This window comes from Bacteroides sp. An269 (assembly GCF_002159755.1).
Lineage (GTDB): Bacteria > Bacteroidota > Bacteroidia > Bacteroidales > Bacteroidaceae > Phocaeicola > Phocaeicola intestinalis.
In genome coordinates this window covers 23,028-49,972 of record NZ_NFJG01000014.1, presented here as the reverse complement: position 1 = coordinate 49,972, position 26,945 = coordinate 23,028, and the positions used below count along the sequence as shown (strand labels likewise).

The 26,945-nt window shown below is 47.8% G+C and carries 25 protein-coding genes and 1 tRNA gene; 6 read left to right on the top strand and 20 right to left on the bottom strand.

Annotated elements, in window-relative coordinates:
- Positions 1-129 precede the first annotated feature (129 nt).
- Positions 130-783, bottom strand: a complete 654-nt coding sequence (locus B5F71_RS04880) for a YbjN domain-containing protein (protein ID WP_162608568.1) — start codon at positions 781-783, stop codon at positions 130-132.
- Positions 784-953: 170 nt separating this feature from the next.
- Here B5F71_RS04880 and B5F71_RS04875 point away from each other — a divergent pair, with 170 nt between their 5' ends.
- The 3 genes from B5F71_RS04875 to B5F71_RS04865 all read left to right on the top strand — a co-directional run bounded on the left by B5F71_RS04875 (position 954) and on the right by B5F71_RS04865 (position 2,880).
- The gene (locus B5F71_RS04875; RefSeq protein ID WP_022039414.1) at positions 954-1,514 is read left to right on the top strand and encodes a DUF4251 domain-containing protein; all 561 of its coding nucleotides are present in this window, start codon (positions 954-956) and stop codon (positions 1,512-1,514) included.
- A gap of 74 nt (positions 1,515-1,588) precedes the next feature.
- Entirely contained in the window at positions 1,589-2,230 is a 642-nt protein-coding gene (locus B5F71_RS04870; protein WP_022039415.1) for a DUF4136 domain-containing protein, read from the top strand.
- Positions 2,231-2,247: 17 nt separating this feature from the next.
- The gene (locus tag B5F71_RS04865; RefSeq protein ID WP_087208129.1) at positions 2,248-2,880 is read left to right on the top strand and encodes an outer membrane beta-barrel protein; all 633 of its coding nucleotides are present in this window, start codon (positions 2,248-2,250) and stop codon (positions 2,878-2,880) included.
- Between the two features lie 109 nt (positions 2,881-2,989).
- Here the strand turns inward: B5F71_RS04865 and yihA are convergent, their stop codons facing one another.
- From yihA to B5F71_RS04845, 5 genes are all read right to left on the bottom strand, one after another.
- A complete protein-coding gene (gene yihA, locus B5F71_RS04860; RefSeq protein WP_022039417.1) occupies positions 2,990-3,589 on the bottom strand; it encodes a ribosome biogenesis GTP-binding protein YihA/YsxC in 600 nt (199 codons plus the stop codon).
- A 27-nt stretch (positions 3,590-3,616) separates the two neighbouring features.
- The gene (locus B5F71_RS04855) at positions 3,617-4,849 is read right to left on the bottom strand and encodes a GTP-binding protein (protein WP_087208126.1); all 1,233 of its coding nucleotides are present in this window, start codon (positions 4,847-4,849) and stop codon (positions 3,617-3,619) included.
- A 64-nt stretch (positions 4,850-4,913) separates the two neighbouring features.
- Positions 4,914-5,078, bottom strand: coding sequence for a hypothetical protein (locus B5F71_RS20125; protein WP_158098037.1), 165 nt, complete (start codon positions 5,076-5,078; stop codon positions 4,914-4,916).
- Between the two features lie 82 nt (positions 5,079-5,160).
- Positions 5,161-6,333 (bottom strand): molecular chaperone DnaJ, encoded by a 1,173-nt coding sequence (dnaJ, locus tag B5F71_RS04850; RefSeq protein WP_087208124.1) that lies wholly within the window; start codon positions 6,331-6,333, stop codon positions 5,161-5,163.
- Positions 6,334-6,353: 20 nt separating this feature from the next.
- Positions 6,354-6,953 carry a nucleotide exchange factor GrpE gene (locus tag B5F71_RS04845; RefSeq protein WP_087208122.1) on the bottom strand — a complete coding sequence of 200 codons (600 nt, stop codon included), beginning with the start codon at positions 6,951-6,953 and terminating at the stop codon, positions 6,354-6,356.
- A 184-nt stretch (positions 6,954-7,137) separates the two neighbouring features.
- Between B5F71_RS04845 and B5F71_RS04840 the strand changes: the two genes are divergently transcribed.
- The 3 genes from B5F71_RS04840 (at position 7,138) to B5F71_RS04830 (ending at position 10,442) form a co-directional block, all read left to right on the top strand.
- Complete coding sequence (locus tag B5F71_RS04840) at positions 7,138-8,760, top strand: ATP-binding cassette domain-containing protein (RefSeq protein WP_087208120.1); 1,623 nt, start codon at positions 7,138-7,140, stop codon at positions 8,758-8,760.
- A 271-nt stretch (positions 8,761-9,031) separates the two neighbouring features.
- Positions 9,032-9,106, top strand: a tRNA-Pro gene (locus B5F71_RS04835).
- 127 nt (positions 9,107-9,233) lie between these two features.
- A complete protein-coding gene (locus tag B5F71_RS04830; RefSeq protein WP_087208118.1) occupies positions 9,234-10,442 on the top strand; it encodes a tyrosine-type recombinase/integrase in 1,209 nt (402 codons plus the stop codon).
- Positions 10,443-10,480: 38 nt separating this feature from the next.
- On the opposite strand, the gene B5F71_RS04825 is transcribed toward B5F71_RS04830, so the two are convergent.
- The 14 genes from B5F71_RS04825 to B5F71_RS04765 all read right to left on the bottom strand — a co-directional run bounded on the left by B5F71_RS04825 (position 10,481) and on the right by B5F71_RS04765 (position 26,813).
- Positions 10,481-10,951, bottom strand: coding sequence for a DUF6808 domain-containing protein (locus B5F71_RS04825; protein ID WP_087208116.1), 471 nt, complete (start codon positions 10,949-10,951; stop codon positions 10,481-10,483).
- A complete protein-coding gene (locus B5F71_RS04820) occupies positions 10,948-11,391 on the bottom strand; it encodes an N-acetylmuramoyl-L-alanine amidase (RefSeq protein WP_087208133.1) in 444 nt (147 codons plus the stop codon). The genes B5F71_RS04825 and B5F71_RS04820 overlap by 4 nt, the downstream gene beginning before the upstream one ends.
- A 16-nt stretch (positions 11,392-11,407) precedes the next feature.
- Positions 11,408-11,779: a hypothetical protein gene (locus B5F71_RS04815; protein ID WP_087208114.1), complete on the bottom strand. Its 372-nt coding sequence runs from the start codon at positions 11,777-11,779 to the stop codon at positions 11,408-11,410.
- Positions 11,776-11,925 (bottom strand): hypothetical protein, encoded by a 150-nt coding sequence (locus tag B5F71_RS20120; protein ID WP_158098036.1) that lies wholly within the window; start codon positions 11,923-11,925, stop codon positions 11,776-11,778. The genes B5F71_RS04815 and B5F71_RS20120 overlap by 4 nt, the downstream gene beginning before the upstream one ends.
- Before the next feature lie 201 nt (positions 11,926-12,126).
- Positions 12,127-14,994: a hypothetical protein gene (locus B5F71_RS04810; RefSeq protein WP_087208112.1), complete on the bottom strand. Its 2,868-nt coding sequence runs from the start codon at positions 14,992-14,994 to the stop codon at positions 12,127-12,129.
- An 11-nt stretch (positions 14,995-15,005) separates the two neighbouring features.
- Complete coding sequence (locus B5F71_RS04805) at positions 15,006-15,533, bottom strand: hypothetical protein (protein ID WP_087208110.1); 528 nt, start codon at positions 15,531-15,533, stop codon at positions 15,006-15,008.
- The gene (locus tag B5F71_RS04800; protein WP_087208108.1) at positions 15,530-15,871 is read right to left on the bottom strand and encodes a hypothetical protein; all 342 of its coding nucleotides are present in this window, start codon (positions 15,869-15,871) and stop codon (positions 15,530-15,532) included. Before B5F71_RS04800 ends, B5F71_RS04805 begins: the two co-directional genes overlap by 4 nt.
- A 2-nt stretch (positions 15,872-15,873) precedes the next feature.
- The gene (locus tag B5F71_RS04795; protein ID WP_087208107.1) at positions 15,874-18,042 is read right to left on the bottom strand and encodes a hypothetical protein; all 2,169 of its coding nucleotides are present in this window, start codon (positions 18,040-18,042) and stop codon (positions 15,874-15,876) included.
- Positions 18,042-18,314 carry a hypothetical protein gene (locus B5F71_RS04790; protein WP_087208105.1) on the bottom strand — a complete coding sequence of 91 codons (273 nt, stop codon included), beginning with the start codon at positions 18,312-18,314 and terminating at the stop codon, positions 18,042-18,044. The genes B5F71_RS04795 and B5F71_RS04790 overlap by 1 nt, the downstream gene beginning before the upstream one ends.
- 74 nt (positions 18,315-18,388) lie before the next feature.
- Positions 18,389-22,291 carry a phage tail tape measure protein gene (locus B5F71_RS04785; protein WP_087208103.1) on the bottom strand — a complete coding sequence of 1,301 codons (3,903 nt, stop codon included), beginning with the start codon at positions 22,289-22,291 and terminating at the stop codon, positions 18,389-18,391.
- A gap of 41 nt (positions 22,292-22,332) precedes the next feature.
- Positions 22,333-24,270, bottom strand: a complete 1,938-nt coding sequence (locus tag B5F71_RS04780) for a hypothetical protein (RefSeq protein ID WP_087208101.1) — start codon at positions 24,268-24,270, stop codon at positions 22,333-22,335.
- 65 nt (positions 24,271-24,335) lie between these two features.
- Entirely contained in the window at positions 24,336-24,791 is a 456-nt protein-coding gene (locus tag B5F71_RS04775; protein ID WP_087208099.1) for a hypothetical protein, read from the bottom strand.
- A 91-nt stretch (positions 24,792-24,882) separates the two neighbouring features.
- Positions 24,883-25,863: a hypothetical protein gene (locus B5F71_RS04770; RefSeq protein ID WP_087208097.1), complete on the bottom strand. Its 981-nt coding sequence runs from the start codon at positions 25,861-25,863 to the stop codon at positions 24,883-24,885.
- 35 nt (positions 25,864-25,898) lie between these two features.
- A complete protein-coding gene (locus B5F71_RS04765; RefSeq protein WP_087208094.1) occupies positions 25,899-26,813 on the bottom strand; it encodes a DUF6712 family protein in 915 nt (304 codons plus the stop codon).
- Positions 26,814-26,945: the final 132 nt, after the last annotated feature.

Below are 26,945 nucleotides of genomic sequence, written 5' to 3'. Positions count from 1 at the left end.
TCCTGTTCTTCGTCAGATAGCCCGCTATCTTCCTCATCACAGAAGCGAAAATGCCTCAAAAACTCATCCCAAATCATCGCACGATAAATTCAAAACAGCTTCTAAATTCAAAACAGTTTCAAATGCTTTTTATGCATTTTGTTCCGCTTTCGTCTCGATGGGCATTGTGTTTTCCTTGTATGCGGCGAATCCTTTTACTTTAACCCGTTCCTTTTTCTCTTCTTCAGCTACGGTAGCATTACCCAGTTGGTTCAGGTTTTCTTTGATGGCGTTGTGTGTGTCGAAGAAAAAGTCGAGCAACATTTTCAGGTGTTCTTCCAGTTCTCCTTCGTTGGGCGAAAAGTATGTATGGCAACGCGAATGCAGTCCTACGGTTTTCCCGTCCTCATCTGCCATGTAAACGGTAGTGACCAGCGAATTGACATTGACCAGGTTGATTATTTCTTTCAATACAGGGAAGGCTTCGTTGTCGGTATTGATAGAGCCCCACCATGGATTCCATATCATGATGAAACGGTTTTCTTCTTCGGCGGCAATGTAGAAATCGTCTCCCTGATACTTGAAGGCGATGTGTCCTTCCTCGTTTTCCTCGGGTTGGCATCCTATCTTTTTCAAGGTGCTGACTACCAATTGTTTTGTACTGATTTCATCTAGTTCGTCCTTGGTCATTTGTTCCAGATGTTCCAGCCGTTTTTTTCGTTCGTGTATGATGCGAATCAAGAACAATACAATTGGCCAAAGGGCAAGGGCAATGACGGCTACCAGTATGGTGATATCTGAAATGCTGTTCATAATGATGGAGTTTTAAGATTTATACACTTAAAGATACGAATAATCTTGATATAGATTAAGCTTCTGCTTCCTTTTATATTTTTTTAATCTAATATTCCGCAGTAAAAGGACTTTGAGTTTGTTTTATAGACAAACATTAAACAAAAAAGGAGAGATTGATTATGAAAAAGATTTTATCAACTTTAGTCATTTGTGTGGCATTTTTAAGCACTGGTGTGCTTCAAGCCCAAGAAACAGAACGTGAATTGACTCGTGAAGAAAAGAAAGAAATGCAAGCCAAATTGGACAGCTTGCTTTTCGAAGAAGCGAAACAAGCCTTGAATGACAAGGCATTTACTTTAGAAGCCGACAAAGTTGTCTTCAAGTATGGACAGATGGCATATGTCAATTCGAATACAAATTTTGTATCTGTAGATGGTGAAAAGGCGGTTGTACAGGTCGCTTTTAATATTCCAGTCAGTGGACCGAACGGGCTGGGAGGTGTAACGGTAGACGGTTCGGTATCTTCTTATGAAGTGAAAGAAGACAAGAAAGGCAATTTGCGTTTGACCATGAATGTAATGGGAGCGGGAATTTCGGCAAGAGTGGAAATTGGCATGATGAAAGGTTCCAATCAAGCATCGGTTGAAATCTTCCCTAATTTTAATTCGAACCGTTTGACTTTGAATGGTGTTTTGTTACCTTTGCATAAGAGTACAGTATTTAAAGGACGTTCGTTTTGATGGAATGTGATGGATTGACCAGGAAACTGGCGTGACATTTTTTATGATTTGACTAATTAAATGGAAAGACAGATATGAAAAAGAATTTGTTTATGGCATTCGGTATAATTGCTTTAATGAGCTTGGCCGCATGTGAGAAAGACCCGGATATGGGGCAGTTGGACAGTGATTTGGTAGTATATACCGATCATGACAATAGCGTTGATTTCAGCAAGTATGTTACATATTATTTGCCTGATAGTATTTTGGAGGCAGGTGATATACATGCTTCGTATTGGACCGACAACAATGCACTGGCTATAGTCGGTGAAGTAGAAAATCAGATGAACCGTTTGGGTTACCAGCGTATTACTGATCCGACTCAAAAAGGCAATGCTGATGTAGGTGTACAATTATCGTATGTGTCACAGACCAATACTGTCATTTCCGGCGGTTATTGGGGAGGCTGGTGGGATCCTTTTTACTGGGGAGCCGGCTGGGGCGGATGGTATTATCCTTATCCGGTAAGTTATAGTTATGACACGCAAGCCTTGATTTTAGAGATGGTGGATTTGACAGGACAGGATGCAGACAACAATCAGCGTCAGATTCCTGTAGTATGGTATGCCAGTGCTTCGGGGTTCCAGTTCGGGAGCAACCGTGTGAATATGCAGTTGTTGTTGGATGGTGTGGACCAGGCTTTCAGTCAGTCGGCTTATTTGAGTACCAATAAATAATAAAGGAGGATTAAATTATGAAAACAATGATATTCAGAAGTTTTGCAATAGCTTGTTGTGTAATGCTGTGTGGAGTCGCAAAGGGATATGCTCAATGGGATGCCCGTAAAATGCATTTTACTATCGACTGGCAGGTAAATGCTCCATATTCTACTGATTTTGCAGATAAAATCAGCGGGTGGGGGATGAATTTTGAGGCTACTTATAATGTGGCTCCACGTTGGGCGATAGGAGGCTTTATAAATTTCCACACCAATCATAGGTATGTAGGCAGGCAAACTTTACAACTTTCCCCTACTGAATCGCTGACGACTGACCAGCAACGTTCGGCTTATCAGTTACCTTTTGGACTTACAACTTCGTATAGTATATATAATGGTAAGGTAGTTAAGCCTTATGTAGGTGTGAAACTGGGAGCAGCATATACGCGTTATACCACCTATTATGGTACAGGAGGGGTGTATGATAATCCATGGGGATTTTATGCTTCGCCTGAAATCGGTTTGCGCATTTTCCCATTTAAAGGTCATCGTTTAGGTTTTCACATAGCAGGTTATTATAGTTATATGACCAATAAAGCGGAAACCTTAGCCAGTGAAGATATTGATGGACAGAATAATGCCGGTTTCCGGTTGGGTGTGATTTTTTAAAAGGTCCTTTTAAAAGGTCTTGATTTCACATAAAGGGTCATCTCAAAATTTTTAGGGATGACCTTTTATGTGTTTAATTGATTCCTGACAAAATGACATGACTTGGGACTTATTGTAATGTGCGATTGACTGATTCGATGTAATCCAGCAATTCTTGTCTTCCAGTCTTTTTTTCGGATGAAGTAATGAAATAGGGGGGGAGTTCTTCCCATTGCTCTTTCAAGGTATCAAGAAAACGTTCTACATTTTGCTTAGTCTTTCCGGCACTTTGTTTGTCGGATTTGGTAAATACAAGCGCAAAAGGCACGCTGTTCTCACCCAGCCACTCAATGAATTGTAAGTCTATCTTTTGAGGTTCAAGCCGGCTGTCAATCAGTACAAACAGGCATGTCATCTGTATTCGTTCCAATACGTAATGTTGGATGAGGTTCTTGATATTTTCCATTACCTTCTTCCCTCGCTGTGCATAGCCATACCCAGGCAAATCAACCAGGTACCACGAATTGTTGATGAGAAAATGATTAATGAGTAATGTCTTTCCGGGAGTAGACGAAGTCATAGCCAACTTAGAGTGATTGGTCAGCATATTGATGAGGCTGGACTTGCCTACGTTGGAGCGTCCGATAAAAGCATACTCGGGCAGATTTCCGTCCGGACACATATCCGCCCGCGAATTACTGACAACGAATTGGGCACTAGTTATTTCCATATTGTTTTTTATTGGTTGTGTTAGATGTTAATATTCCAGACACTCATCCAAATCATGTGTGATTTGTGCTTTATCGAGATGTTGCCCGATGAAAACGAGTTTTATCATGCGGTCTCCATACTTTTCATCCCAGTCACGCATTAACCCAGGCTCTTGCACCATCAGTTTGACCAAGTCTTCTTCGGGTGCGGTGGCATACCATAAGCCTGCTTCGTGCAGTTGCTTTTGTCTTCCTGCCTGTTCGAAAAGATAAGACATGTCGCGGTTATGGCTGAAGTAGCATACCCCTTTCGCACGGATGATGTTTTTCGGCCATTTGGTAGCGATGTAGCGGTCTAACTTATGAATGTCGAAGGCAGGGCGACGGTAATACACGAATGTGCCGATACCGTATTCTTCTGCTTCACCCTCATCGTGGTGGTGATGCTCGTGATGGTGATGATTTTCTTCTTCGTGAAGTCCGTCTTCATCGTGGTGATGTCCTTCGGCAGCTTGTAGGTGAGCTTCGCGTTCTTCTTCTTCGGTCGCAGCTTTTTCAATGCCCCGAATCCATCCGGCAGATGTTGCCACACGTTCGAAATTAAACATCTGTGTATTTAGCAACTTATCGAGGTCTGCATTCCCATAGTCGCATTCGATGATTTCGGCAGCGGGCTGAATAGTACGGATTATTTGTTTGATACGGTTTAATTCTTCGGGTTTTACTTCAGAAGCTTTGTTGAGCAGGATGATATTGCAAAATTCGATTTGTTGGATAATCAGGTTTTCAATATCTTCTTCGTCAATGTTTTTGCGTGTCAGGTTATCTCCACAGGCAAATTCGTCTTGCATACGCATGGCATCTACTACCGTTACGATGCAATCCAGCCGGCAAATGCCATATTTTGCATAGGCACCACCTAGTGAAGGTATGGAACAGATGGTTTGTGCGATTGGTTCCGGCTCACAAATGCCACTAGCCTCAATGACGATATAGTCGAATCGCTGGCTTTTCATCAGCTCAAACAACTGTTCTATCAGATTGGTCTTTAGTGTGCAACAGATACATCCGTTTTGCAAGGATACCAGGCTGTCATCTTTTTGATTTACGACACCTCCTTTTTGAATCAGGTCAGCATCAATGTTTATTTCGCCTAAATCATTTACAATGACGGCAAATTTGATACCCCGTTTGTTGGAAAGGATTCGGTTTACTAAAGTGGTTTTTCCGCTGCCCAGATAGCCGGTAAGGAGCAGCACCGGAATTTCTTTTGGTTTCATATGAGATGAGGATTAATAACGGTATTTTGAACGCAAGCCACACAGGCTACACAGAAAATAATTTTCAGAAACTGTTCGGGAATTCTACAAAAAGTTTTTTGGCTTGATGTATTCGTCTTCGTGTGTGCTTTGGGCGTTTTTTGTCTTTTCCGCTTCTTTCTTCGTCAGACAGACCGCAATCTTCCTCATCATAGAAGCAGAAATGTCTCAAAAACTCATCCCAAATCATCGCACGATAAATTCACAACAGTTTCTCAATTGAAAAGACTGTGTCGTTTGTGGGTGCTGTGATGGTATCAGCAAAAGCGTATTTATTCGAATAAGCTTCTGAATTTCTTGAATATTTTTTCTTTCAAGGTCATGTTGGGCTTGAAACTTTCCGATTCCTGCCATTTTTCCAACGCTTGGCGTTCTTCTTTGTTCAGCTTTTCAGGAATATATACACTGACATTTACCAGTAAGTCTCCCGTACCTGTATTGTATCCGTAACTGTTAATTGTAGGGAGCCCTTTGCCTCGCAGGCGTAAAACTTTACCCGGTTGAGTGCCTGGCTCTATTTTGATTTTTGCCTTGCCATCGATAGTGGGGATTTCTACTGTGCCTCCCAATGCCGCTGTAGGCACGCTTAGCAAGAGGTTGTAGATGAGGTCGCTTTCATCACGGATTAGTTCGGGATGTTTTTCTTCTTCGATCAAGACCAGCAAATCACCCGGTACACCGTTATGTTTCCCGGCATTTCCTTTACCGTTGATAGTGACCTGCATACCTTCGGCTACGCCTGCCGGTATCTTTACCGTTACGATTTCTTCGCCGTAGACAATGCCTTCTCCGTCACATTCTTTGCATTTGTTCTTGATAATTTTGCCTTCACCTCCACATTGTGGGCACACAGACTGGGTCTGCATCATGCCGAAAATGCTTTGCTGGGTACGGGTGACACTGCCTGTTCCGCGACAGGTAGGACAAGTTTCCACGCCTCCTGTGCCTTCAGCTCCAGTTCCGTGGCAATGACTACATTGAACGTATTTTTTCAGTTTGAATTTTTTTTCTACTCCTGTAGAAATTTCTTTCAAACTGAGTTTTACTTTTACTCGCAAGTCGGAACCTCTGTATCGGCGTTGGCGTGGCTGGGCACTTCCACCACCGAATCCTCCGAATCCTCCTCGTCCGCCGAAGATATCACCGAACATAGAGAATATATCATCCATTGACATTCCGCCTGCGCCGAATCCTCCGAATCCTCCTCCGCCGGCAGCTCCGTCTACGCCTGCAAAGCCGTATTGGTCATAGCGTGCACGTTTGTCCGGATTGCTTAGGACTTCATACGCTTCTGCTGCTTCTTTAAATTTTTCTTCGGCTTCCTTGTCGCCGGGGTTTCTGTCCGGATGATATTGGATTGCTTTCTTCCGGTAGGCTTTCTTTATTTCATCTGCCGAGGCCGACTTGTCGACCCCTAATACTTCATAGTAGTCTCTTTTTGCCATATCAACAAATCTTTTTTATATTATTGTGCAACAACAACTTTCGCGTGGCGGATTACTTTGTCGTTCAGTTTATATCCGGTTTGTACACAGTCCAGCACTTTTCCTTTCTGCTCTTCATTGGGGGCGGGGACCAATGCGACAGCCTCGTGATAGTCTGTGTCAAAAGCTTCGCCTATTGGTTCCATTTTCTGAAGTCCTTCTTGCTCCAGCACTTTGTGGAACTTTTGCGAAATCAATTCGATACCTTGGCGGATGGCATCCAAATCTTCTGTCTTTGCTGCATTTTGCAAGGCACGCTCCATGTCATCAAGAATCGGGAGTATGGCACTGATGGTTTTTTCTCCTCCATTCTTGATTAATTCAGCTTTCTCTTTCATCGTGCGTTTCCGATAGTTGTCGAATTCGGCAGACAGACGCAAGTATTTGTCTTTTTGCTCCTCGATGGTTTTTGTGGCTGTTTCCAGTTCTTTTTGCAATTTTGCTTCACCGGTCAATTCTTGTTCGTCTTCTTTCTTATTGGGTTCTTGCTTGTTTTCAGATATTGTCTCAGTTTGTTCGCCTGAAGGCTGTTCGGCCTGGCCTTGTTTGATTTCTTCTTCGTTATGATTATTTGTACTCATAATTATATAATGTTTTGTTTGTTCTGAAAAATGGCGCTACAAAATCCGTGCCTGAATGGCTGGCATGCGAAAAACAGGTGCAAAAGTAATGAATTTTTGCCATACTGGCAGGCTTTCTGTATTTCATTTGCCTTTTTTTCTTATCTTTGTGCCCACATAAGTTTAATATAGGTATAGTAAAAAGATGATAACAGTTTCAAACGTAGCCGTTCAATTTGGTAAAAGAGTGTTGTACAACGATGTGAATATCAAGTTTACCAATGGAAATATTTATGGTGTCATTGGTGCCAATGGCGCTGGAAAATCCACATTTTTGAAAGTCATTTCAGGAGAACTGGACCCTACGAAGGGAAGTGTAACTTTAGGGCCTGGCGAGCGTCTTTCAGTATTGAGCCAAGACCATTTTAAGTATGACACGCATACCGTACTCGACACGGTACTGATGGGGCATACGGTATTGTGGGATATCATGAAGCAGCGTGAAGCATTATATGCCAAGGCTGATTTTTCGGACGAAGATGGGCTGAAGGCAGCTGAACTGGAGGAGAAATTTGCAGAGTTGGAAGGATGGAATGCTGAAAGCGATGCGGCGATTTTATTGAGCGGATTGGGCATTAAGGAAGACAAGCATTATGTTCTGATGGGTGACTTGAGTGGAAAAGAAAAGGTACGTGTGATGCTGGCACAGGCTTTGTTCGGTAATCCGGATAACTTATTGCTTGATGAGCCGACCAACGATTTGGATATGGATACAGTGACATGGCTGGAGAATTATTTGGCCGATTTCGAGCATACGGTTTTGGTGGTGAGTCACGACCGCCACTTTCTTGATTCGGTATGTACACATACGGTAGATATTGATTTCGGGAAAGTGAACCTTTTTGCAGGGAACTACAGCTTTTGGTATGAATCCAGTCAGCTTGCTTTACGCCAACAGCAGAATCAGAAGGCAAAAGCGGAAGAGAAACGTAAGGAACTGGAGGAATTTATACGCCGTTTTTCTGCCAATGTGGCAAAATCAAAACAGACCACCAGCCGTAAGAAAATGCTGGAAAAACTGAATGTGGACGAAATCAAGCCTTCTTCGCGTAAATATCCGGGCATCATCTTTACTATGGATCGTGAACCGGGAAACCAGATACTGGAAGTGTCAGGGTTGCGTGCTACCACTGAAGACGGCACAGTGTTGTTTAACGATGTAAACTTTACGGTGGAGAAGGGGGACAAGATTGTGTTTTTGAGCCGGGACCCACGTGCAATGACGGCTTTATTCGAAATTATCAACGGCAATCGCAAGCCTCAGGCAGGACATTATAACTGGGGGGTGACGATTACCACAGCCTATCTTCCATTGGATAATACCAGTTATTTTAATAGCGATCTGAATCTGGTGGATTGGTTAAGCCAATATGGCGAAGGAAACGAAGTGTATATGAAAAGTTTCTTAGGCCGCATGCTCTTTTCTGGAGAAGAAGTGTTGAAAAAAGTCAATGTACTTTCGGGAGGCGAGAAAATGCGTTGCATGATTGCGCGTATGCAACTTCGCAACGCCAATTGCCTGATATTAGATACGCCTACTAACCATCTTGACTTGGAGTCGATTCAGGCATTTAACAATAACCTGAAGATTTATAAAGGAAATATCCTCTTTGCCTCGCACGACCATGAGTTTATCGAGACCGTGGCGAACCGTATCATTGAGCTTACGCCAAACGGTATCATTGACAAGATGATGGAGTATGACGAATATATTGCGTCCGACCATATTAAGGCGATGCGGGCAAGAATGTACGGGGGTGAAGATTAAAGAAACTGTTTTGGATTTATCGTACGCTGATTTGGGTTGACTTTTGAGAGTCTCTCCCGACCTTCCTTTATGAGGAGGCTGGGAGAGGCTGTGATGAGGAAGATAGCGGATTGTTTGGCAAATAACAGAAGCGGAAAGGCAGATAAAGTCCATCAAAAGTTAGATGCCTTAAAAAATAGATGTGTTTGCTTTGGGAAAAAAAGATTGCCAAAAATTTGCAGGTTACAAAATAAACCATTACCTTTGCATCGGTTTTGAAAAAATGACCATTCGGGGTGTAGCGCAGTCCGGTTAGCGCACCTGCTTTGGGAGCAGGGGGTCGTGGGTTCGAATCCCGCTACCCCGACTTGAGCTCTGATTTCGTTGGAAATCAGGGCTTTTTATTTGATAAATGTCTGTTGAAAGTGTTCATAAATGTCTGTTTTTGTCGGTTGGTAAATCGTCAAAGTATTAACCGTAAAAACAAGAGATTCATGGGAAGGAAAAAGACATTTCTTATACCGCCGCACTTGGTAGACGCTGGCGGTGACCTTACAAAACAATGGTATGTGGAATACTCCTGCCGGAACCCGAACACGGACCAGATGAAACGGTTCCGGGAATACGGCGGATTTGCGAAGCTTAAGACGGCAAAGGAGCGGTACGCCCATGCGGACAAGCTGATAGCCGAAATCCGGAACAAGCTGGTATCGGGCTGGACGCCGTTTGAAAAGAGGAGGGTTTCGTATGAGGACGAGCTTGCCATGCAGAAGTATGCGGAACGGTGGGGGAAGATGAAGGAAAGCGTGCCTTCGCTCCGGATGTACCTGTCGGGCTTCTTGCAACTGAAGAAAGAGACGGTAATCCCGCATTCGTACCAGACGTACCGCTCGAAGCTTCGGATTTTCAACGAATGGGCGGAACACGAAGGGCTGGACAAGGTGCACGTGGGTTGCTTTACGCAGGAGCGCATCCTGGAGTTCTTCCGCTACATTGTGAAGGTGAACGACCTGAGCATCCGTTCGGTGAAGAAGTACAAGCAAATCCTGCACGGCTTCTTCGATTATCTTATCAGCCGGAAGCTGATAACGGAAAATCCGGTGTGCGATGTGCCGAGAATGGGCAGGAAGACGGACGAAGCCGCACGCCCCATACCGGACAAGGAACGGAAGCGGCTGCTTGATTTCATGAAGCGGAATGACCCGCAGCTTTGGCTGGTGTGCCTGATGGAGTATTACTGCGCCATCCGACCGAACGAACTGCGCCAGCTGCGCATCGGCCATCTGGACCTTGAAAACGGGGTAGTCCGGATACCTTGCACCATCAGCAAGAACGGGAAGACGGAACTGGTTAACATACCGAACCAGCTGCACCGGCTGTTGAAGTCGATGGGACTGGACAGGTATGACTACACCGATTACCTCTTTTCTACCGGGGGGATTCCGGGACCTGCCATGTTAGGGAAGAACACGCTCCGCTACAGGTTCGACCGCATCCGCAACAAGCTGGGACTGCCACCGGAATACAAGCTGTACAGTTTTAAGTACACCGGCGCATCGGCTTTGGTTAACGCCGGTATCGACACTTGGGAACTGCAGCGGCACATGCGTCACAAGAGTATCGACACGACCGAACACTATATCCAACGGAATTTCGCCGTGAAAAGTGATAAGCTGAAGAATGAATTCCCCGATATAGACTGACAATCCAATCCCCGGAGCCGGAACGCTTCGGGGATTTTTTACCACTGCCACAGATTCCAGTTCAACGTCAGTGCCACCACAGGCGACAAACCGCCCTTGCCCACACCATATCCGGCACTCAGACCGATGCCGAACCGCTTGGGCTTCGGCTGATGAAACACATCACGGTAGATGTATCGGTCAACGTATTGCGTCTGCCGATACATGCGGATGCTGTCGAGCGAAGGACGCACGCCGCTCACCCATGCCGTGTAGGTGGAATCGTCGGTGTACATCTTCTGCTCCTTCGCGTGCCTGCACCCGTCGACCTCTATCGTGTCACCTGTCAGCCATGCAATGTAGGGTAGGGGAGAAACCAACAGCAGCGTATCGACCTTTGTCTTCGTCACCACGATGGGCGGTGCCTGTACCGTATCGGTCTTCACCGCCGGGTGCCTGCCAGCCGGACGTACCAGCCAGCCCAAGGCGAAGCAGGCTATACCTATTATTATATAAGGTAAGGCTTTCATAAACCAGCGTATTCGGTTTTGGCGTCGAAACACGGGCACTCCTTGATGCGCTCCCACGGGTCGACTGTGCCGTTTCCGTTCGTGTCGGGGCTGATGTCACGGTGTCCGAGAATCACTGCGTCCGGATATCGGGAACGAAGCAGCCGCAAGAGTTTTGCCAATGCCTTTTTTTGCGGCTCGGTGCGGTTGTCCGTGGCTTTGTCCTCCGCATCGATGCCGCCGATGTACGCCACGTTGATGGCGGTCTGGTTGTAGCCCCTCACGCCGTTGCTCACCTTTTCGTCATCGAGCAGCTGGTGGATGGCTCCGCCCGGGTCTACGATGTAATGGTATCCGGGGTTCTTCCAGCCTTTTCTTTTAAACTCATTCTTGATGTCATTCACACTGGCGGTCTGATGGCTTGCCGTGCAATGTACGAATATGCGTTCAATCTTTCTCATATTGGTAAATCTTAAATTAATAATCACTTGGTGGAATACGGTTTTTGCAACCTTTCACCTGACACTCCTTGATGCGGAGCGAAGTGTTCTCGAGGGCAAGCGTTGTGTTCTTCTCCTGTAGCTCACGTATGCGTTGCCGGTCGTCCTCCTTCTCCTTATAGAGTTGGTCTATCTTGACATTCAGTTCGTCCACCCGCTTGTCACGCTGCTCGTAAAGAGCTTTCCATTCATCGGCATACACGGTCAGGTTGTCCAGTTCCGCCCGGCGTGCCTCGGCATTCGCCTTGCGCTTCTTGCTGTCGTAGAAAAGGAACACCCCAAGTAGCGGAAGCGCTACGGAAGACACCAGCGAGCTGATAATGGTCACCACGGTTTGGAACTCGTTCATTCCGCACCTCCTTTCATCATTGCTGCCATAGCCCAAGGGCTGTCGTTGTCCCGGCGATAACCGCCGTTTGCCAAAATAGCTGCTGCCAATGCGTTGTTATTATTGTCGCGGTCGAAACAATAAATCTTTTCTACACATTCTCCCATAATTATAAATTTTTAGGAAGTTAAACGATAAAGTTAATTATAATTAAGTCTCTCTAGAAAAGCATAATTTTTTATTTTAAAAGGTTGCAAGGATTTTTTATGCATTCCTCGATAATGCATCTTACGTGGCTGGTCAAATCCACTGCGACCTTCTTACAATCGTATCTTGCAACCTTAAAAACTTACCGAGTTATTCTACAATTAAATTATTTCAGCCTCTTTGCCGTTAAGAACTCGTATAACAGCCTCTTCTTTAGATGTGGCTATTTCATAATTCCCATCACTATTTATTTTATAAATACCAGAAGATAGAGGGCCTAATATATTACGGTCAAACAAGGAATTATTATTAAACATAACCCTTCCCCAAGAATTAGTTGGAGTTTCATCAATACAGATTCCATCTATAATATTTCCTGTTGCTAAAGCCATTGTACTTGTGTCAGCATCACTGTTATAACCTCCACATATAATAGCTTTACCCTTTTCTATTTTCTTAGAGGAAATATTTAAACATAGAGAGATATTTCCTACTTGAGGATAGATAAAATCAGACTCCTTTATTATTTCTGTTTGAACGTTTTCTCCAAAAATGCTACTATTATTAAGTAATGATATAATATTATCATCACTCATAGCGGTAAAATCTTGATTAAATACATATGTGTACGGTTCTCCGTCTACTAATACTGTTAATTCCTTATTATTAGAAGTGCAATCTCCAATTAATAATCCAAGAGTATCACTACCATCTGCTTTTACGGAAAAATATCGACTTGAAAAAACAAAACAACCTATTCCATCTTTATAATTTTGTTCACATGTAGTAAAAGCACCGCAATCATCTAATGAATCGGAAGTTTCCCAGTTAGTAATGTTAGAATAATCACCATAGGATATTATTTTACTGTATATGCTACAAGTTGGCAATATTCGGATTTTAGTTCCTTGTTTTTTAGATGAAAATTTTAACACTTTGTTTGATGTGTTTACATTTACAAGAACAGGCTTGTCGCTAATAATAAATGGTAATTTAACTATATCAGGTTTATTAGATTGATTATAATTAGTACTTATATTAACTTTTGCTTGTTTCATCAAATTACACCCATTCAATATAATTACATCTCTTAATGGATAATAGCTTCCCATATTAATAATTTTACTATTGCCAAAAAAACCACAATTACTAATAATTATTTTTGCTGGAGTAAGTTCTTTAAGCTTATTTACATCTGTTGTATATCCACTATGACCGCCAATAGTTCCACCTTTTGCTGAGTTAAAAAATCTACATCTTTTTATTTCCCACAACATATTACCTCTTAGTCCCAATCCTAAAACATCAGGAGAATTATATCCTTCAGCAAAAGTTATATTTTTTTTGTATTTAAAATCGCAATCTTCAAAAAGGCAATAACATCCGTAACTTTCACTTGCATTTTCAGTATGTATACAATATCTTGTATTAACTCCGACAAATGTAATATTTTTAAAAACTGAATTTACACTATTGTTGAATAGTACATGAAAATTTGTTCCATTATATTTTTTCCCAGAATCGTTACTGTAAGAAGGGAATTCAGTATTTTCATCTATATATACTTCTATAGATGTATCATCTCTATTAATTCCGTCTATTGTTACATAATCTTTACCATATACATTTGCAAACCAAGCATTAATAGAATTTTCATAAGCCATACAAGTCCAATACTGCTCTGTTATATCTTCTCCTTCTTCATCATAATATTTAATGGTATTAAAAATAAAATGACCATAAACTTTAATTATGTATCTTTTTGTATAGCTATTATCTTTTATAGATTCTAATGCTTCATGAATTCCATTCAGTCCAGAAAAATCACAATCAACTCCTACAGTTCCATTTCTTCTTACAATAATAGTGTTATTAGTAATAATTCCTAATTTTTCCAATTCACTATTTTTTATTGCAGAAATATTAACTGAGTTATCCTGTAATTTTTCTCCGTTGATTTCAACGCTTTCTCCGTTTACTCGCTGTAGTTTTACATAAAATCCAGAATTAACTTGCTGAGAAAAAGTTGATACTCCTACTTGATTAACTCCTGAAGGAACTACGTATTTTACAATAGTGTTTTTATTTTGAATTTCTGAAACACCTTGCACTGATTTATTTTGTAAATAACTTCCATTTTTGTCAAATGCCGCTATAATAGCTAATAAAGTATTCCCATTACATACATTAGCAATAATAATATCTCCTTCATTCACAGGAATTAATTCTGTATGTTTTTGATATTTATCGGCTATATAACCGTTACCCCACATATAATAACCAGCAGAAAACTGCTCTTCTGATACAGTAAGAATGTCATCCAAACTTGGAGAATAACATTCTTTTAAATCATCAGATAATTTATTAAATGTTATTGAACTGCCTTTTATTTGTTCAGTTGTTATAGAACCATCTTGCAACTTTTCAGTTGTTATAGAACCATCTTGCAACTTTTCAGTTGTTATAGAACCATCTTGTATTTGTTCAGTTCCAACTCCATATATATAGTCTTCTTTATTTTCAGTTACTTTAACATACGCATCCAAGGCACCTATTCTTGTGCTTACTCCTATTTTTACAACAGAAGATTCTTTTACGTATATATATTCTTCACCGCTAGGAACTACACCAAATGGTATTTTTTCAATAATATTATTGTTAATATCAAATCCAACAATAAAAGAAGCGTATTGCAAAAGAGTATCTTCATACGCAGCTTTTATTTTTATTTCTGTATTATTATTAACATATAAATCTAAATGTTTATTACGACTAGGTTCTAAAATACCATTTTTTTGATAATATCCTTGCTTAAAATAACTATAATCATATGTTTTTGTTACAGATTCAATTGGAGGCATTAATGTACCACACAACATTAAAGAGTTCTTTTTGTTGTAACCTTCTAGCTCGGTAAGTTTTTCGTCCAAGCTGCCGCTTCCGTCACTCATCCCCACGCACGCGCTGCTGGTTACAGGATACGCCTTGTTTCCCGAATTGTCTTTTAACTGAACTTTTTTTGCTGCCATAATATTCTTAATTAAGATTCGATTTTGATTTCATTGATGTCTCCTAAATCTTGCAGGTATGCCGCACTGTTTGCCGCTTCTATGGAAGGCAGTCGGAGCCATTCGAGAAAATCGGCTTCCGTGCCCTCATGGCCGTTGTCCAGCCACACCCGATATGCGGATTTCCCTTGCACGCCAAGTGACAGTTCTCCGTCCAAGCTGACCTCTGATTGCACATCCAGGTTCTTGCTGCAGCCGTCACTCTCGCAAGATCGGCTCACAAGGTTCACAAAGTCGCAGCAATCAACCACCGCCTGCCTCTCTTTGCCGAAATTTGCCCAAAAGGTAAGTGTGTATCTGCCGGTTTTCTTTTGCTCTTTACCACTCCAATTGAAAACGACGGAATCGTTCTCTATCGTGAAGTCCACCTTTTTCCACCAGCCGAAAGCATCATGAAGTTCAAGTACCGTCCCTTGAAGGTCGGACAACTTGCCTTTGCCTCCGTTTACTTTTATCGCCCAAACGACCTTGATATCATTGCCTATCCTTATTTTTCTCATATAGATACCTCATTAGTGTTACCCAAGTTGTCATATCCCAAATAGTCCGAAAGCGGCACCTCCGCATTGCCTCCGGTCGTTCCTGTATTGGCCCACGAAGAGCCGTTCCACCGGTACACCGGGGCTGGCAGGGTGCTGCCTACCAGTATCAGCTGTCCTACGTACTTGTTCGTGATTGCCGAGTTCGCCTCCGATGTACTCGAAAACAGGGGCATCTTGACCGAAGTGGTCTGTTTCAGCCCCTCTATGGCGGTGCTGACGTTGGCAAAGTTCGTGTTTATCGTGCCTGCCGCCTCCTGCCAGTTCGTATCTGTCTTTATCTGTGATATGTTTGCCATAATTATGCGCCCGGTTGTACCGGTTCTTTTTTACTAACTTTTAGAAATCCGTTTTCGTCTACATATACAGTTCCTGCCAGACCTTCTGTCTCATTCCAGTTCGATCCGGTTATAAGTATCTTTTTCTTTCCTGTATTATAGTCGTGTTCCATTGAGAGCGAGAACAATTCAGAGTTGTCTGCTAAAAAACTTATCTGGTCAGGAAGGAATATTGCCCCGTAATTGCTTAGGTTGTTCACCATGGTGACGCTCCTGCCAAGTATCCGTGTCGAGAACCATGCGGTATCCCCTTCGTATTCGGTAATCATCAGCCCGGCTGTCATCCTGCCGTCATCGTTTAAAAACGATATGTTGACGGCTGTCCTGCCGTCTTCGTCCAGCATTTTCAGGCTCCCGTCTTCCGGGTCTATCACAATCCGTTGCCCGTTCAGCGAAGTCTCGAACTTCCCCCGGAACTCCCCGCCCTCCGCATACACCGTGCCCCGGAACACTCCTCCCAGGGCATAGATGTATCCGCGCAGGAAGATGTCGCCCCCGTGTGTCGCCACGAACTTGGCGAGTGACTTCCATTCCTCGTCGGACGGGTTTTCGCCGCCGATTATCTTGCGTACCGTGGCGATTGCCTGCTCGAACGTGCCGCCTGCCCAGAACGCCACGTCCGTATCCTCGTTGTAGATGCCCGATATGCCGGCATTGACTTTCTCCATCACCCCGTCCGTCCACTTGCCCAGCTGCATCATGGTGGTCAGCCCGAGCCCGCCGATGAACTGCGTGCTGCCTTTCAGCGCCTGCTGCAGGTACCACACGCCTTTGAACCGCTCTGCGACGGAAGACGGGTCGAGCACGGACGGGCACCAGTCGGTGGCGATTGTCCCGCGCTCCAGCTTCAGGCTGTGCACCGTAGCGTCGCCCGAGAGCAGGAACACGCCGCCGCTCTGGTAAGTGAACTTCATGGAATAATGCTGGTACGAGGATGACAGCTGCCGGGAAACGTTGCTCCCGCCGCAGCTCATCCCAATCCCGTTCCCTTTGGCATAGAAGCTGAATACGTAATTCTCGCCGCTGATGAGGGACACGGGTTGCGAGATGCTTCCTACCCGGCAGGCGAATCCGGCGGGTGCCGACGCTTCGGCGACGGTCGTGCCGTTGCCCGTCCAGTGCAGCATGTTGGGGCTGTACATCTGCGTGTCCTTCTGCAGGGAGGTAGCCGGATCCAGCTTTTTGCTGTCGTAGTCGCCCGCGAACGCCGTGTTCAGCAGCAGGTTCTCGCCGCCTATCTGCACCGCCTTGTACACCTCGTCCGGCAGGTCCGTCAGGTTTGCCGAGCCTGTGCTGCCCGGCTGTATCTTCATCCGACCGGTCACGATGTTGTCGCCCGGCTTCAATTGTGTTTCCGGCTCAGGGAAAGAGAACGAATTGATGCCTGTAAACTGGCGGTAATAGGGAGAGCCTTCGCCGGCACCCGCATCGATAACCGCGTTCTGGCGGTTCGGGTCATCGGTGCCCCGGTAGCCAAGCTGTACGATGTCATCGCCAGCCTTGGGCGCATCGCTGCCCGAAGCACAGACATCCTTCGACAGATCAATGTAATCCGTTCCTACGCCGGTCACCAGTCGCCACAGGAAATGGTTGCCCACCGTGCCGTCTGCCTGCTTCACGAGGTTGAACGTCTGCACATACGCCTGGTCGTTTACCTTGAAGTCGTTGGTGATTTCGTTTCCGTCATCATCCGTGGTGTTCATATAACACCGGTATGCATCCTCCAGCTCGTCTACTCTCACGCATTGCATGTTGGCAGAGGATTTGATTTGCGCACCCGCAATGTGGTAAACGCGCTGTATCTCCACCTCTTTTGCCGTGAACTTCATCCGTACGTCCAGATAGTCCGTCTCGATGTGCCAGTTGCCGTCATCGTCCTGCCAGATGCCTACGCCGGAACTGCCTTGCTGGAAATCCCCGGCGGTCAGCCCTTTCAGGAAGGTGATGACAGCCTGTGCCGTATCCGGACGGTCCTTGCGGAGGAACTTTTCGTCCAATCCCGCAGTTGCTTCTAACAGTTCGGCAAAGGCAGCTGCAATCTTGTCGAAGTTGCGCTTCCACTTCAGGCGCACGTCACGTCCGGTGTCTTGTGCTCCGTTCCATGGGATTATCTGTTCATAATTGGTATCCATTACTTCAGTTGCAGTTCGTTGTCGTTAAATGTTAGCAATAAGGGTTGCCAGCACGATGCCTGTTTGCCTGTATCGAGGTCGATGTAGTTCAGCATATAGTCAGAATAGCGGTTGCGCTCCTTACGGTTCTGTTTGCAGAGCCGGGCACGGCATACCGTGACGATACCTTCGCTTTTCCTGCGCGCTATGCTGTAGCTCATGAAGGAGAAAGAGAAGGGAATGCGCAAGCGGCTTAATTCCCGCATCCGGTCTATAGCTTCGTATACGTCCACTTCTATTTACTATTTAGCGATTTACTATTTACGGCAAAGGTAAGAGGGCAAATATGTTGGGAAAAGGACAGCGATCAGCGGCTCACGTTCTTCTCCAGGCGGTTCACCCGGTTGATGGCGTCACGCACTTTGCGGGGGTCTACCACCAGTTCTTTTTCTGTCAGGATGGTCAGCAGGCGGTTGTTTTCCTGTAGCAGTACCACCACCTGTGAGCGTTGTTCTGCCGTCATTCCGGCAAAGGGTGACGCTGATGAGCGGGCATCACCCGTGCCGGTATCGGTGTATCCGCCTTCGTAACGTCCGCCACGGGTGCGCACCTGTTCCAGTATCTGGGTGGTGTTGAGCATCCGGATGGTGCCCCGCTTCTGCGCCACGTCGAACACATCGAGGAACTGTTTGACGGCGGGGTTTGCCACCGCCTCGTGGTTCGCCACGAACTCGTTCTTGTGTACGGGGATGACTCCGGCTGTGTCGTGCGGGTTGCCTGGGGCGGTGTAGCCTTCGATGTAGTCATTAGTGTAACCGCCCGAGTACAGACCCTTGGCTTCATCGCGCTGCTGCTTGGCGACGGCTATCTGGGCGGCACCTGCCACGACGGCTGCAGCCGCTGCGGCAGCTCCCAATGCCGGACCTACAACGGGGATGCCCGCCATCGCCTTGTATGCCTCCATGGCTGCTACGGCGGTGCTTGCCGTCACCTGCAATACGCTCATGGCGAATTGTGCGTCGGCGTATTTCTTCTTGACCTCTTTCATTGCCGCCTCTTTTTCTTCTTCCAGCTTGGTGGTGTCCTTGCCTGCCTTCCGGGCGGCGGTAATCTCCTTGTCATACTTGGCTTCCACCTGGCTCAGCTCACGGTCTTGCAAGGCACTTATCAGCTGGCTGGTGGATGAAGCCGCCTGACCGACCAATTGCATTGCCGATTGGGCTATCTCGGTGCGACGTTCTTCCTGTTCTTCAGCGATGCGGGATTTCTCGTCCTGATACTCTTCATAAGTGATCAGGTCGTCCGCATACATTTGCTCCAAGATGTCGTTCTTCTGCCCGAAGTCGTCTGTGCTGTCTATGGCTCTGAACCCTTCTTCCCGTTGCGTGCGCCGGTCGCGTTTCTGCTGTCGGTTATTGCTTTGTTTTTGCTCCACACCCATATCCAGCAGTTGCCCTTCTACTTCGGTGGTATCCATGCCGTACTTCTCCAGCAGCCGCTTGCGCTCCTCCAGATACTCCCGTTCGATGTCGAGCAGCCGCTGGCGGTAGGCTTCTTCGTCGGCGATGTCGCCGCTGATGAATGCCTGCTTGGCGGCTTGCCTTTCTTTTTCGGCATCCGCTTCTGCCTTGCCGAAGTCGGCGTTCTTCTGCGCTTCGTATACGCGGTTGGCTTCGGCTATCATCTTATCATAGATTTGCCCTTGTATCTCGGTTGTGTCTTGTTTGTTGTCTTCAAGCAATTTCTTTTGCTTGCTCAAATAAGCGATTTCTGCTTGGTATAATGCATTGTTGTATTCTTCTTGAATAAGTTTTTCATCTTCACCGTTCTTTATTCGTTGAAGCTTTTTCTGCTTAGCAAAATTCTTATCCGATTCAAGTTCTTGTTTGTAACGCTCTTCTAATGCCTTAATGGCATCATCGGCAGGCGTACCGGTTGTACCTGTGGTTGTAGTGCCCGTTCCCAGTTCGGGATTCACGGGGTCGGTCGTGCCTGTACTTTGTGCGGACGACATGATTTCGTTGTTGATATCGGCTATGGCTTGCTCGATGCCCGACAACTGCTTCTTGGTGTTCGTCACGGCTTTCTCTGCCAGCTGGAACTCCGAACGCATGGTTTTCACTCCTTGATTCAATCCGGATGCCAGCATACGGGTACCGCTGGTGCCCATGCGGGATGCCTGCACCGTTGCCGTACTTTCGGCTGCGGACAGGTTTCGCTGTGCCGTGGTGAAGCGTTGCTCGTCGGCGGCAAGCTGTTTCTCCGACTGGCGTTTGCGCCGGTACAGTTCTTCCAATTCTTCTTGCGCCGCCTTCAGCTTGATTTGCTTTTCTAACTGTGTCAGATATGCCTTGATGGCTTCGGTGTTGTCGTTGGTCAGCCTGCCTTCGTCGTCCAGCATGCCGTTGTAGCCGGGGATGATGTTTTTCAGTTCGTTCAGTGCCTTGATGCGCTGCTCTTGAGCGATGCGTTCGTTGTGCAGGATTGCCGTAAGCTGTTCTACCCTCGATGCCTGACGGTCGTAGTCTTCGGTCGCGGTCTTGTTGATGCGTTCCATCGAGCGCATCGATTCCGTCACGCTGTCTTGCTTGCGCTTCAGGTCGATGAACAGGCCGGTCAGCACTCCTACCGCCGCAGCGGCGATGCCCCACGGGTTGGCACGCAGAAGGGTGAAGAGCGACTTCATGCCCGTAACGATGCGTCCCGTCCACAGCACTTTCGCCTTGTCGGCAATGACGGAAATGTTTACCGCTGCCGTGTACAGCCCCACCGCCGTAGTGGTCGTAATGATGACGCCACGGTAGTCGTCGAAAGCCTTGATGAGCGAAAGCAGCCCCTTTACGGTCAGGCTGCCGAAGCTGATGAGGTTCTTCATCACCGGCTCCAGCCGTTCGCCCAGTTCTGTCCGCACTTCCTGGAAGCTTTTGCGTGCCTTCTCCAGCCCGGCTTGCACGGTGTTGTTCTGCACGTTGTATTCGTTGGTGATGCTCGTGCCTTCGGCAAAAGCCTTGTTGGCGTTCTCCTGCTCACGGCGCACCAGGTCTACATTGCCTGCCAAGGTGCTGATGACGCTTGCCGCTTCGGCTCCGCTGAGCTGCATTTCTTTCAGCACCGGGGCGATTTGCGCCATGCCGCCCATCTTGTTGAGAGCCTCCAGGAACGAGATGACCGCTGCGTTGACATCAGTCTGCATCAGCCGGGTGAACTCCTCCACATCCATCTGTGCCAGCCGGGCATACTTTGCCGGTTCCTGGTAGATGCGTAGGATGAGACCGGACAGTGCCGTGCTCGCCATCTCCGAGCGCAGCATGTTCTGGTCGAGTGCCGAAGCAAATCCCATGATGTCGGTGACGGACATGCCCGCCTGCTTGCCCACGCCGCCCATGCGTGCCGTGAACTCCACCAAGTAAGGTTCGGACGCGCTGGTGCTCTGTGCCACCTGGTTCACTGCCGAACCGATGGCAAGCATGTTGTCGCGCAGGCTCCGGCTCTCGTCGCCGAACATCTGGCTGAGCTTGCCTATCTGGTTCACGGCTTCCTCGCCCAAGTCTTCTCCCAGTGCCACGTTTATCTGGTTCGCCGCTTCGACGAATTCCCGCACGTTGTCCACCCCCGTAATGCCCAGTTTGCCTGCCTCGCCAGCCAGCCGGTTCAGCTCCTCGCGTGGGGTACGGGTGTCCAGCTGCTTGAACTGTTCGTTCAGCTGCTTCACTTCCTCCCGTGTCATGCCGGTGTACTTGATGGCCTGGCTCTCGGCTTCTTCCATCTTGGCATATTCATCCACACACTGGCGCATGGTGAGGGTCATGCCGGTCAGGGTGGCGATGGCACCGGCTGCCATGCCCGCATAGCGGTTGAAACCGTCAGCCAGCTTGCTGATGGAAAGTCCGGTCTGGGTGGATGCGTTCCGAAGTTCTTTCATCCGTTGCTCGGTCAGCAGGAGTTCGGCCTGATACTGCTTCCATTCTTTCGTGCCGGGCTTGACGTTGTTCATCGCGCGGCGCAATTGCGAAGCTCCCTTGCGCAGTTCGTTATAGGTCAATGCGGTGCGCCCCGCTTCCAGCCGCTGGCTGTAGAGCGAGCGGTTCAGTTCGTCCTGACTCTTTTTGAGTGCCTTGTATTCGGCCGAGTTCTTTTTGCCTGCATCGGCAAGTTTCTGCATTTCTGCGGTTACTTGCTCCAGCTGGCGTTTGGTCTCGTCGAATTTGGCTTTGGCTTCCGAGTTGTCGATACGGATAGCCATGCGGAAATCTCTTATACTGATAGCCATCTTGTTTACTATTTAGCCATTTACGATTTACTATTTACGGTTTAACTGTCCAGCCAACGCCCGTTGTCGAGCCACACGCCGCCGTCACGCCACTTGCCGTCTGCCAGAATCCAGCGTGCGTCGGCTTCGGTGTCGCTTATCTTGGCGGGGTAGAACGTGCCGGTCCATGCCCCTTTGCGCCCACCCGCATCGAGGGTGTATTCTATCTCCTTGCACACGTAGCGTTTGTTGCGGATTTCGAAAACGCCCCGCGGGTCGTAGAGGTTGGGGTCGTGGCTGGTCAGCTTGATTTCGTTGCGCTGGTCTACGTCTAATGTGCCTTCCCAAAAGCAGGTTTGCAGGTCCGTCAGCCGGAGCGTCTTGCCCTCGGTGTTGGTCTGTATATAGGTATTGCTGTCCCACACATAGAGATATTCGTCTGTATAAGCGAAAGGAATGTCTAAAACCACGTAGTGCTCGGTGTTTTCCACAGGCAAGGCTGCCCCTCCGTAGAATGCCACGAAGATGTTGTTCTTTGAAGGAGTCCCGTCACTTTCTCCGGTACTGCTGTTGTTGATCAAGTCGGACACAGGGGTACGCCCTTCGGAGCCATCGTCTTCGTCACCGCTACTTCCCGAACCTCCGTCAACGACAGGCATAGGAATATATATAGGAACAGTCAGACCTGCTCCGTCACCCCGGAAGAAATCTTTGCCTGTCTGCCTGATTTCCGCCGGCATTATCTCCAGTTCTACCTCCTGTTCGGGGTCTGCACGCTCAATGGCGGCAAACTCGTCTGTCAGAATCCATCGGTCTCTGTCACCTGCATGGTCTTCGCCCGACATCGTTCCGTAGTATGTTTTCCGCCGGGTCTCCCCGTCAGTCCATACCGTGTCTGTCTGCTGGTGCTGGGAAGAGCCGAACCAGTAATCCATCCGCCCGACAAAACCGCCTTGCTGCGGCGGGATAGCCCCTATGTCGATGGTGCTTTTACGGGCTGCAGCCTTCACCGTATCGGGCAGACACCTCCCACGCCAATACGCATTGTCCGGAAACGCATACCGCACATCGCTCTGCAGGATGTTTACGGTTTCGGGCTCATCATCTTCATCGGCAGTCTCCACTTCGTACACATCTTCTACCCAGCGGACATGGCTTGTGGTGGAAGCGTGGTAATATTTTTGTTTGGCAAGGAAACGCACGTTCCGGCTCCGGTTGTCTACTACAAACACACCGTCGAACATCAGTTCCAGCTGTTCCAGAAAGTCGCCTACACTCCAGCCGGGCAGCATCTCGCACCATTTCATCGTACGTACCGCATGGCAGATAAACAGGTCTTCGTAGGCGGTGCCGGCCAGCAGGTTGTCGGTCAGTTTGTATCCAAGCGCTTCGAACAGGCTGTTGATATAAACACACAGGTAAGGCTGCGGGATGAAACGGTCAAGGTCGGGAGATACGGACCCCAAAGAGCTTACATTCCCAGGGGTCAGATCCGGAGATCCCGTAGTGAGATTGACCCATGGATTAAGAATCTCTTCTCCGTCGCGGTCGTACACCATGGTCAGGCAATAGTCTACATCCGGATAACGCTTCTCGATATGTTCAACCGCTGCCTTCTTGGTAATGGCCGCTGTCACCGGCATGCCGGAAAGCGAAGAAATCTGCAGGTCGTTGCCGATGATATAGTTCAGTTCCGAGTTTCCGCTGGCTATCTGTATGCTCACGCTCTCATCTGTCCATCCTGTGATGATTTCGGTGCCGTCACAGTACACCCGGTTGTCGGCTATCAGAATGGCAGTTCGTTTGCTTGCCACTTCTGTCACCGAGTTCAGGCGGTTCAGGTGCTCATAAAGTGCCGCGTTGGTCGGGTTGCCGAGCGGCAGGGTGATGTCGTAGGTATATTCGCCGTTTTTGGTGAAAAGCGGATTCTCACGCTTCACCTGCACGCTGAAGTCTTTTGGCAATACGGCGGAAACGCCGTCGATGTAGAGTTCGGTCATTTTTTGTCAGGAGTTAAGAAGTTAAGGAGTTAAAGGAGTTAGAGGGAGTTAGAAGCCAATAGTTATCACGCATAGTCTTGCAGCTTGAATCCGATGCTCAGCCCGTTCCAGCCTCCGAAGATGTCGTATTCCCACTCGATGGTAAGTCCTGACACAACCTGCATTTCGTCGTCGCAAACAAAAGGGGAATCCATCAGGCGGTTGCGAAGAGCCAGCATCAGCTGCTGCAGGGCGGCATAATGCGCCAGTTCGTCTTCGTCACTCTGACTGCCCGACGGCACTTTCTCCAAGAGGAACAGCACCATGTCGTTGTCGCTGCTGAAGTTATCGGCATCCCCATCCACTGTGGCATCGGGATATTTGGCACACAGGATAACGCCGCGCCGGTCACGCAGCTTGCGGATGATGTGCCCTTCGCGCACGGCGAGCGCAATGCCTTCTATCTGAACGTCTTTAGCTTGTCCGTTAACGTTCTCCTTTAATTCAATAAGCCATTCTCTGAATCGTTTGATGTCAACCATAATTTTTTAATTAAGAATTAAGAATGAAGAATGAAGAATCGCTTCGCACGCATGGCATTCTTAATTCTTCATTCTTCATTTAAAAAGTTCTTCACTCTATCAAGTTGTTCTGTGTCGGGTCTGCCATGCGGAACGAGAACTCTACGGTGGACAGCACCGAGCGGCGGAAGTCACGCTCCAGCTTCTGCTTGGTGATGATGATGGGAATCCATCCGGTGGAGGTCTGTATCTCCACCTCACGGGCGTTCAGCAGGTTGTGCCACAGCTTGTATTCCGACCGCAGGTGGATGATGCCGCTTCGTGCCGTGTATTCGTCGGTCACCTTCAGCCCGAACTTGCGCTCTACGCCGTACATCGATGCCGTGTCGTCTTCGCTGCTCCCGGTTACGGAAAGCCCACCCGTGCAGCACAGGGTTTCGGGCATGTCGTACACGTTCTTGAAGCGGAACACCCACCGCTCGGCGTAGGGCGTGGTGTCTACCACAAATTCCAGGCTTCCGCCGCTCAGGCTGAATGAATAGCTCCGCAGGCTTTCCGCTCCGAGCAGGGAGCAAGCGTATTCGTAATCCGCCTTTAGGGTGACAATCGTCTGCGCGTTAGGCAGAGGCAAGGAGTAGCTTTTCTCCGTACCGTCCGGCAGGATTCCGTGCACGACACAGCTGTTCGCATAGGGGAAACCGCTCACGTATTCGGGCATACCGGGACGGGTCACTTTTTGCGTCACCTCGCTCAAGGCTCCCGGCGAACCGGCAGACTTCCGGGTCTGAAGGCAGGAATAGATGACCAGCGAATCGGCATCTTTCGTATTGTTGATGTAGAAAGAAAACGTACCGGAGGCACTTGTTTGCCAATACAGCGCATCTTCGCACCATTCTCCCCACAATGCCAGCTCGCAGAACTTGCCAAGGCGGCGGATGCGCACCTGGTTCTGCGCGTCGGGCACGTATTCTTCGTCCAGTATCTTCTTGCCTCCGTAGTAGATGCTGAAGGTGATGGTCGAGTCGGTATCGATGATGTAGTCCTGCATGGTGGCGCAGAACTCTCGGGTTCTGGGGCGTTGGGTAACAGTCATTTTTAGTTAATAGTGAATAGTTAATAATGGAGGGTCTATAACCGGCAATACTTGTTGCGCGGGTGGTTCCGGGGCAGCAGCTCGTAATCGGGTTCGCTGCCGTCGCGGGCACGCTTCATCTTGTCTATCCAGCGTGCGGCGTCGGCACGCATCCAGTCGGAGGCACGGCGCACGTCATCGAGGCTTGCCGGTTCGCTGTCGCGCATCCCGCTCTCGGAAAGGTAACCGCGCACCACGCCACAGGGCAGCAGTTTGAGCGGCAACCGGCAGAGGGCGGTGCCCATTGCCAGCAGGCACACCGCCATGGCGGCGGCATAGTGTGCCGCACTCTCGGACTTGGACGCGTCCGTGTCCAAGTCTTCGTCTAAGAGCTTCTGCCAGTCTGCTCCGTAGGCATCCGCCACGGTCATCAGCTGCGCTTCGCGGATGAAAGGCACCAGCAGCAGGTATGTCCGCTCGCTGCGGTTGATGGGGAAATACATGTCGAATTGCGCCCCGCTGCGCACGATAAGCTGCCGGGTGGCACGGTACAGGCTTGTAGAGGTCCACTCTTCGGGCTTGGTCTTGTTCAGGTGGGTGATGAGCGAATCTACGGCACGGTAGTACGCTTCCATCTGCATGGCATCGTCGCGATCCAGCTGCCACTCCCACGGCAGCTTGTCGCCCCCGTCGGTCGACACCTTGAACTTGCGCCCGTCGTCTTCGTGGCTCAAGTCGTTTTTCTGGTACATGCGCAGCGTGGCAAGGATGGCGATGGGACGCTGCACCAGCCGTCGCAGCGGGTCGCTGTCGTCTGCCTTTTCAGCCAGGGCAATGACGCCTTCGCCCACCAGCCGTGCCAGTTCTTCGGTGGCCTGCTCGATGTCGCCCTCTACCTTCGTGAAGTCGTTGTTGGCGTAGTAGTTGCCGGTCAGTGCCCGGAGTTGTTCGGTTCGTTCGATTAGCAACATGTCATTTACGATTTAGCAATTAACGATTTACCAATGATTATTTCAGGCAAATGTAAACCATGGAGGAAACAAAGGAAAGGACACAAAAAAAGAGAGGATGCAAGTAAATAAACCAATAATCATTTGCATAAT

Excerpts from the sequence above, each read along its gene's own strand:
- B5F71_RS04840 (WP_087208120.1), top strand. The coding sequence starts at position 7,138 with ATGATAACAGTTTCAAACGTAGCCGTTCAATTTGGTAAAAGAGTGTTG.
- B5F71_RS20125 (WP_158098037.1), bottom strand. The coding sequence starts at position 5,078 with ATGATTTGGGATGAGTTTTTGAGACATTTCTGCTTCTATGATGAGGAA.
- B5F71_RS04770 (WP_087208097.1), bottom strand. The coding sequence starts at position 25,863 with ATGACTGTTACCCAACGCCCCAGAACCCGAGAGTTCTGCGCCACCATG.
- B5F71_RS04775 (WP_087208099.1), bottom strand. The coding sequence starts at position 24,791 with ATGGTTGACATCAAACGATTCAGAGAATGGCTTATTGAATTAAAGGAG.
- B5F71_RS04845 (WP_087208122.1), bottom strand. The coding sequence starts at position 6,953 with ATGAGTACAAATAATCATAACGAAGAAGAAATCAAACAAGGCCAGGCC.
- B5F71_RS04865 (WP_087208129.1), top strand. The coding sequence starts at position 2,248 with ATGAAAACAATGATATTCAGAAGTTTTGCAATAGCTTGTTGTGTAATG.
- B5F71_RS04795 (WP_087208107.1), bottom strand. The coding sequence starts at position 18,042 with ATGGATACCAATTATGAACAGATAATCCCATGGAACGGAGCACAAGAC.
- B5F71_RS04815 (WP_087208114.1), bottom strand. The coding sequence starts at position 11,779 with ATGAACGAGTTCCAAACCGTGGTGACCATTATCAGCTCGCTGGTGTCT.
- dnaJ (WP_087208124.1), bottom strand. The coding sequence starts at position 6,333 with ATGGCAAAAAGAGACTACTATGAAGTATTAGGGGTCGACAAGTCGGCC.
- B5F71_RS04825 (WP_087208116.1), bottom strand. The coding sequence starts at position 10,951 with ATGAAAGCCTTACCTTATATAATAATAGGTATAGCCTGCTTCGCCTTG.
- B5F71_RS04765 (WP_087208094.1), bottom strand. The coding sequence starts at position 26,813 with ATGTTGCTAATCGAACGAACCGAACAACTCCGGGCACTGACCGGCAAC.
- B5F71_RS04780 (WP_087208101.1), bottom strand. The coding sequence starts at position 24,270 with ATGACCGAACTCTACATCGACGGCGTTTCCGCCGTATTGCCAAAAGAC.
- B5F71_RS04855 (WP_087208126.1), bottom strand. The coding sequence starts at position 4,849 with ATGAAACCAAAAGAAATTCCGGTGCTGCTCCTTACCGGCTATCTGGGC.
- B5F71_RS04830 (WP_087208118.1), top strand. The coding sequence starts at position 9,234 with ATGGGAAGGAAAAAGACATTTCTTATACCGCCGCACTTGGTAGACGCT.
- B5F71_RS04870 (WP_022039415.1), top strand. The coding sequence starts at position 1,589 with ATGAAAAAGAATTTGTTTATGGCATTCGGTATAATTGCTTTAATGAGC.
- B5F71_RS04805 (WP_087208110.1), bottom strand. The coding sequence starts at position 15,533 with ATGAGAAAAATAAGGATAGGCAATGATATCAAGGTCGTTTGGGCGATA.
- B5F71_RS04820 (WP_087208133.1), bottom strand. The coding sequence starts at position 11,391 with ATGAGAAAGATTGAACGCATATTCGTACATTGCACGGCAAGCCATCAG.
- B5F71_RS20120 (WP_158098036.1), bottom strand. The coding sequence starts at position 11,925 with ATGGGAGAATGTGTAGAAAAGATTTATTGTTTCGACCGCGACAATAAT.
- yihA (WP_022039417.1), bottom strand. The coding sequence starts at position 3,589 with ATGGAAATAACTAGTGCCCAATTCGTTGTCAGTAATTCGCGGGCGGAT.
- B5F71_RS04785 (WP_087208103.1), bottom strand. The coding sequence starts at position 22,291 with ATGGCTATCAGTATAAGAGATTTCCGCATGGCTATCCGTATCGACAAC.
- B5F71_RS04810 (WP_087208112.1), bottom strand. The coding sequence starts at position 14,994 with ATGGCAGCAAAAAAAGTTCAGTTAAAAGACAATTCGGGAAACAAGGCG.
- B5F71_RS04800 (WP_087208108.1), bottom strand. The coding sequence starts at position 15,871 with ATGGCAAACATATCACAGATAAAGACAGATACGAACTGGCAGGAGGCG.
- B5F71_RS04875 (WP_022039414.1), top strand. The coding sequence starts at position 954 with ATGAAAAAGATTTTATCAACTTTAGTCATTTGTGTGGCATTTTTAAGC.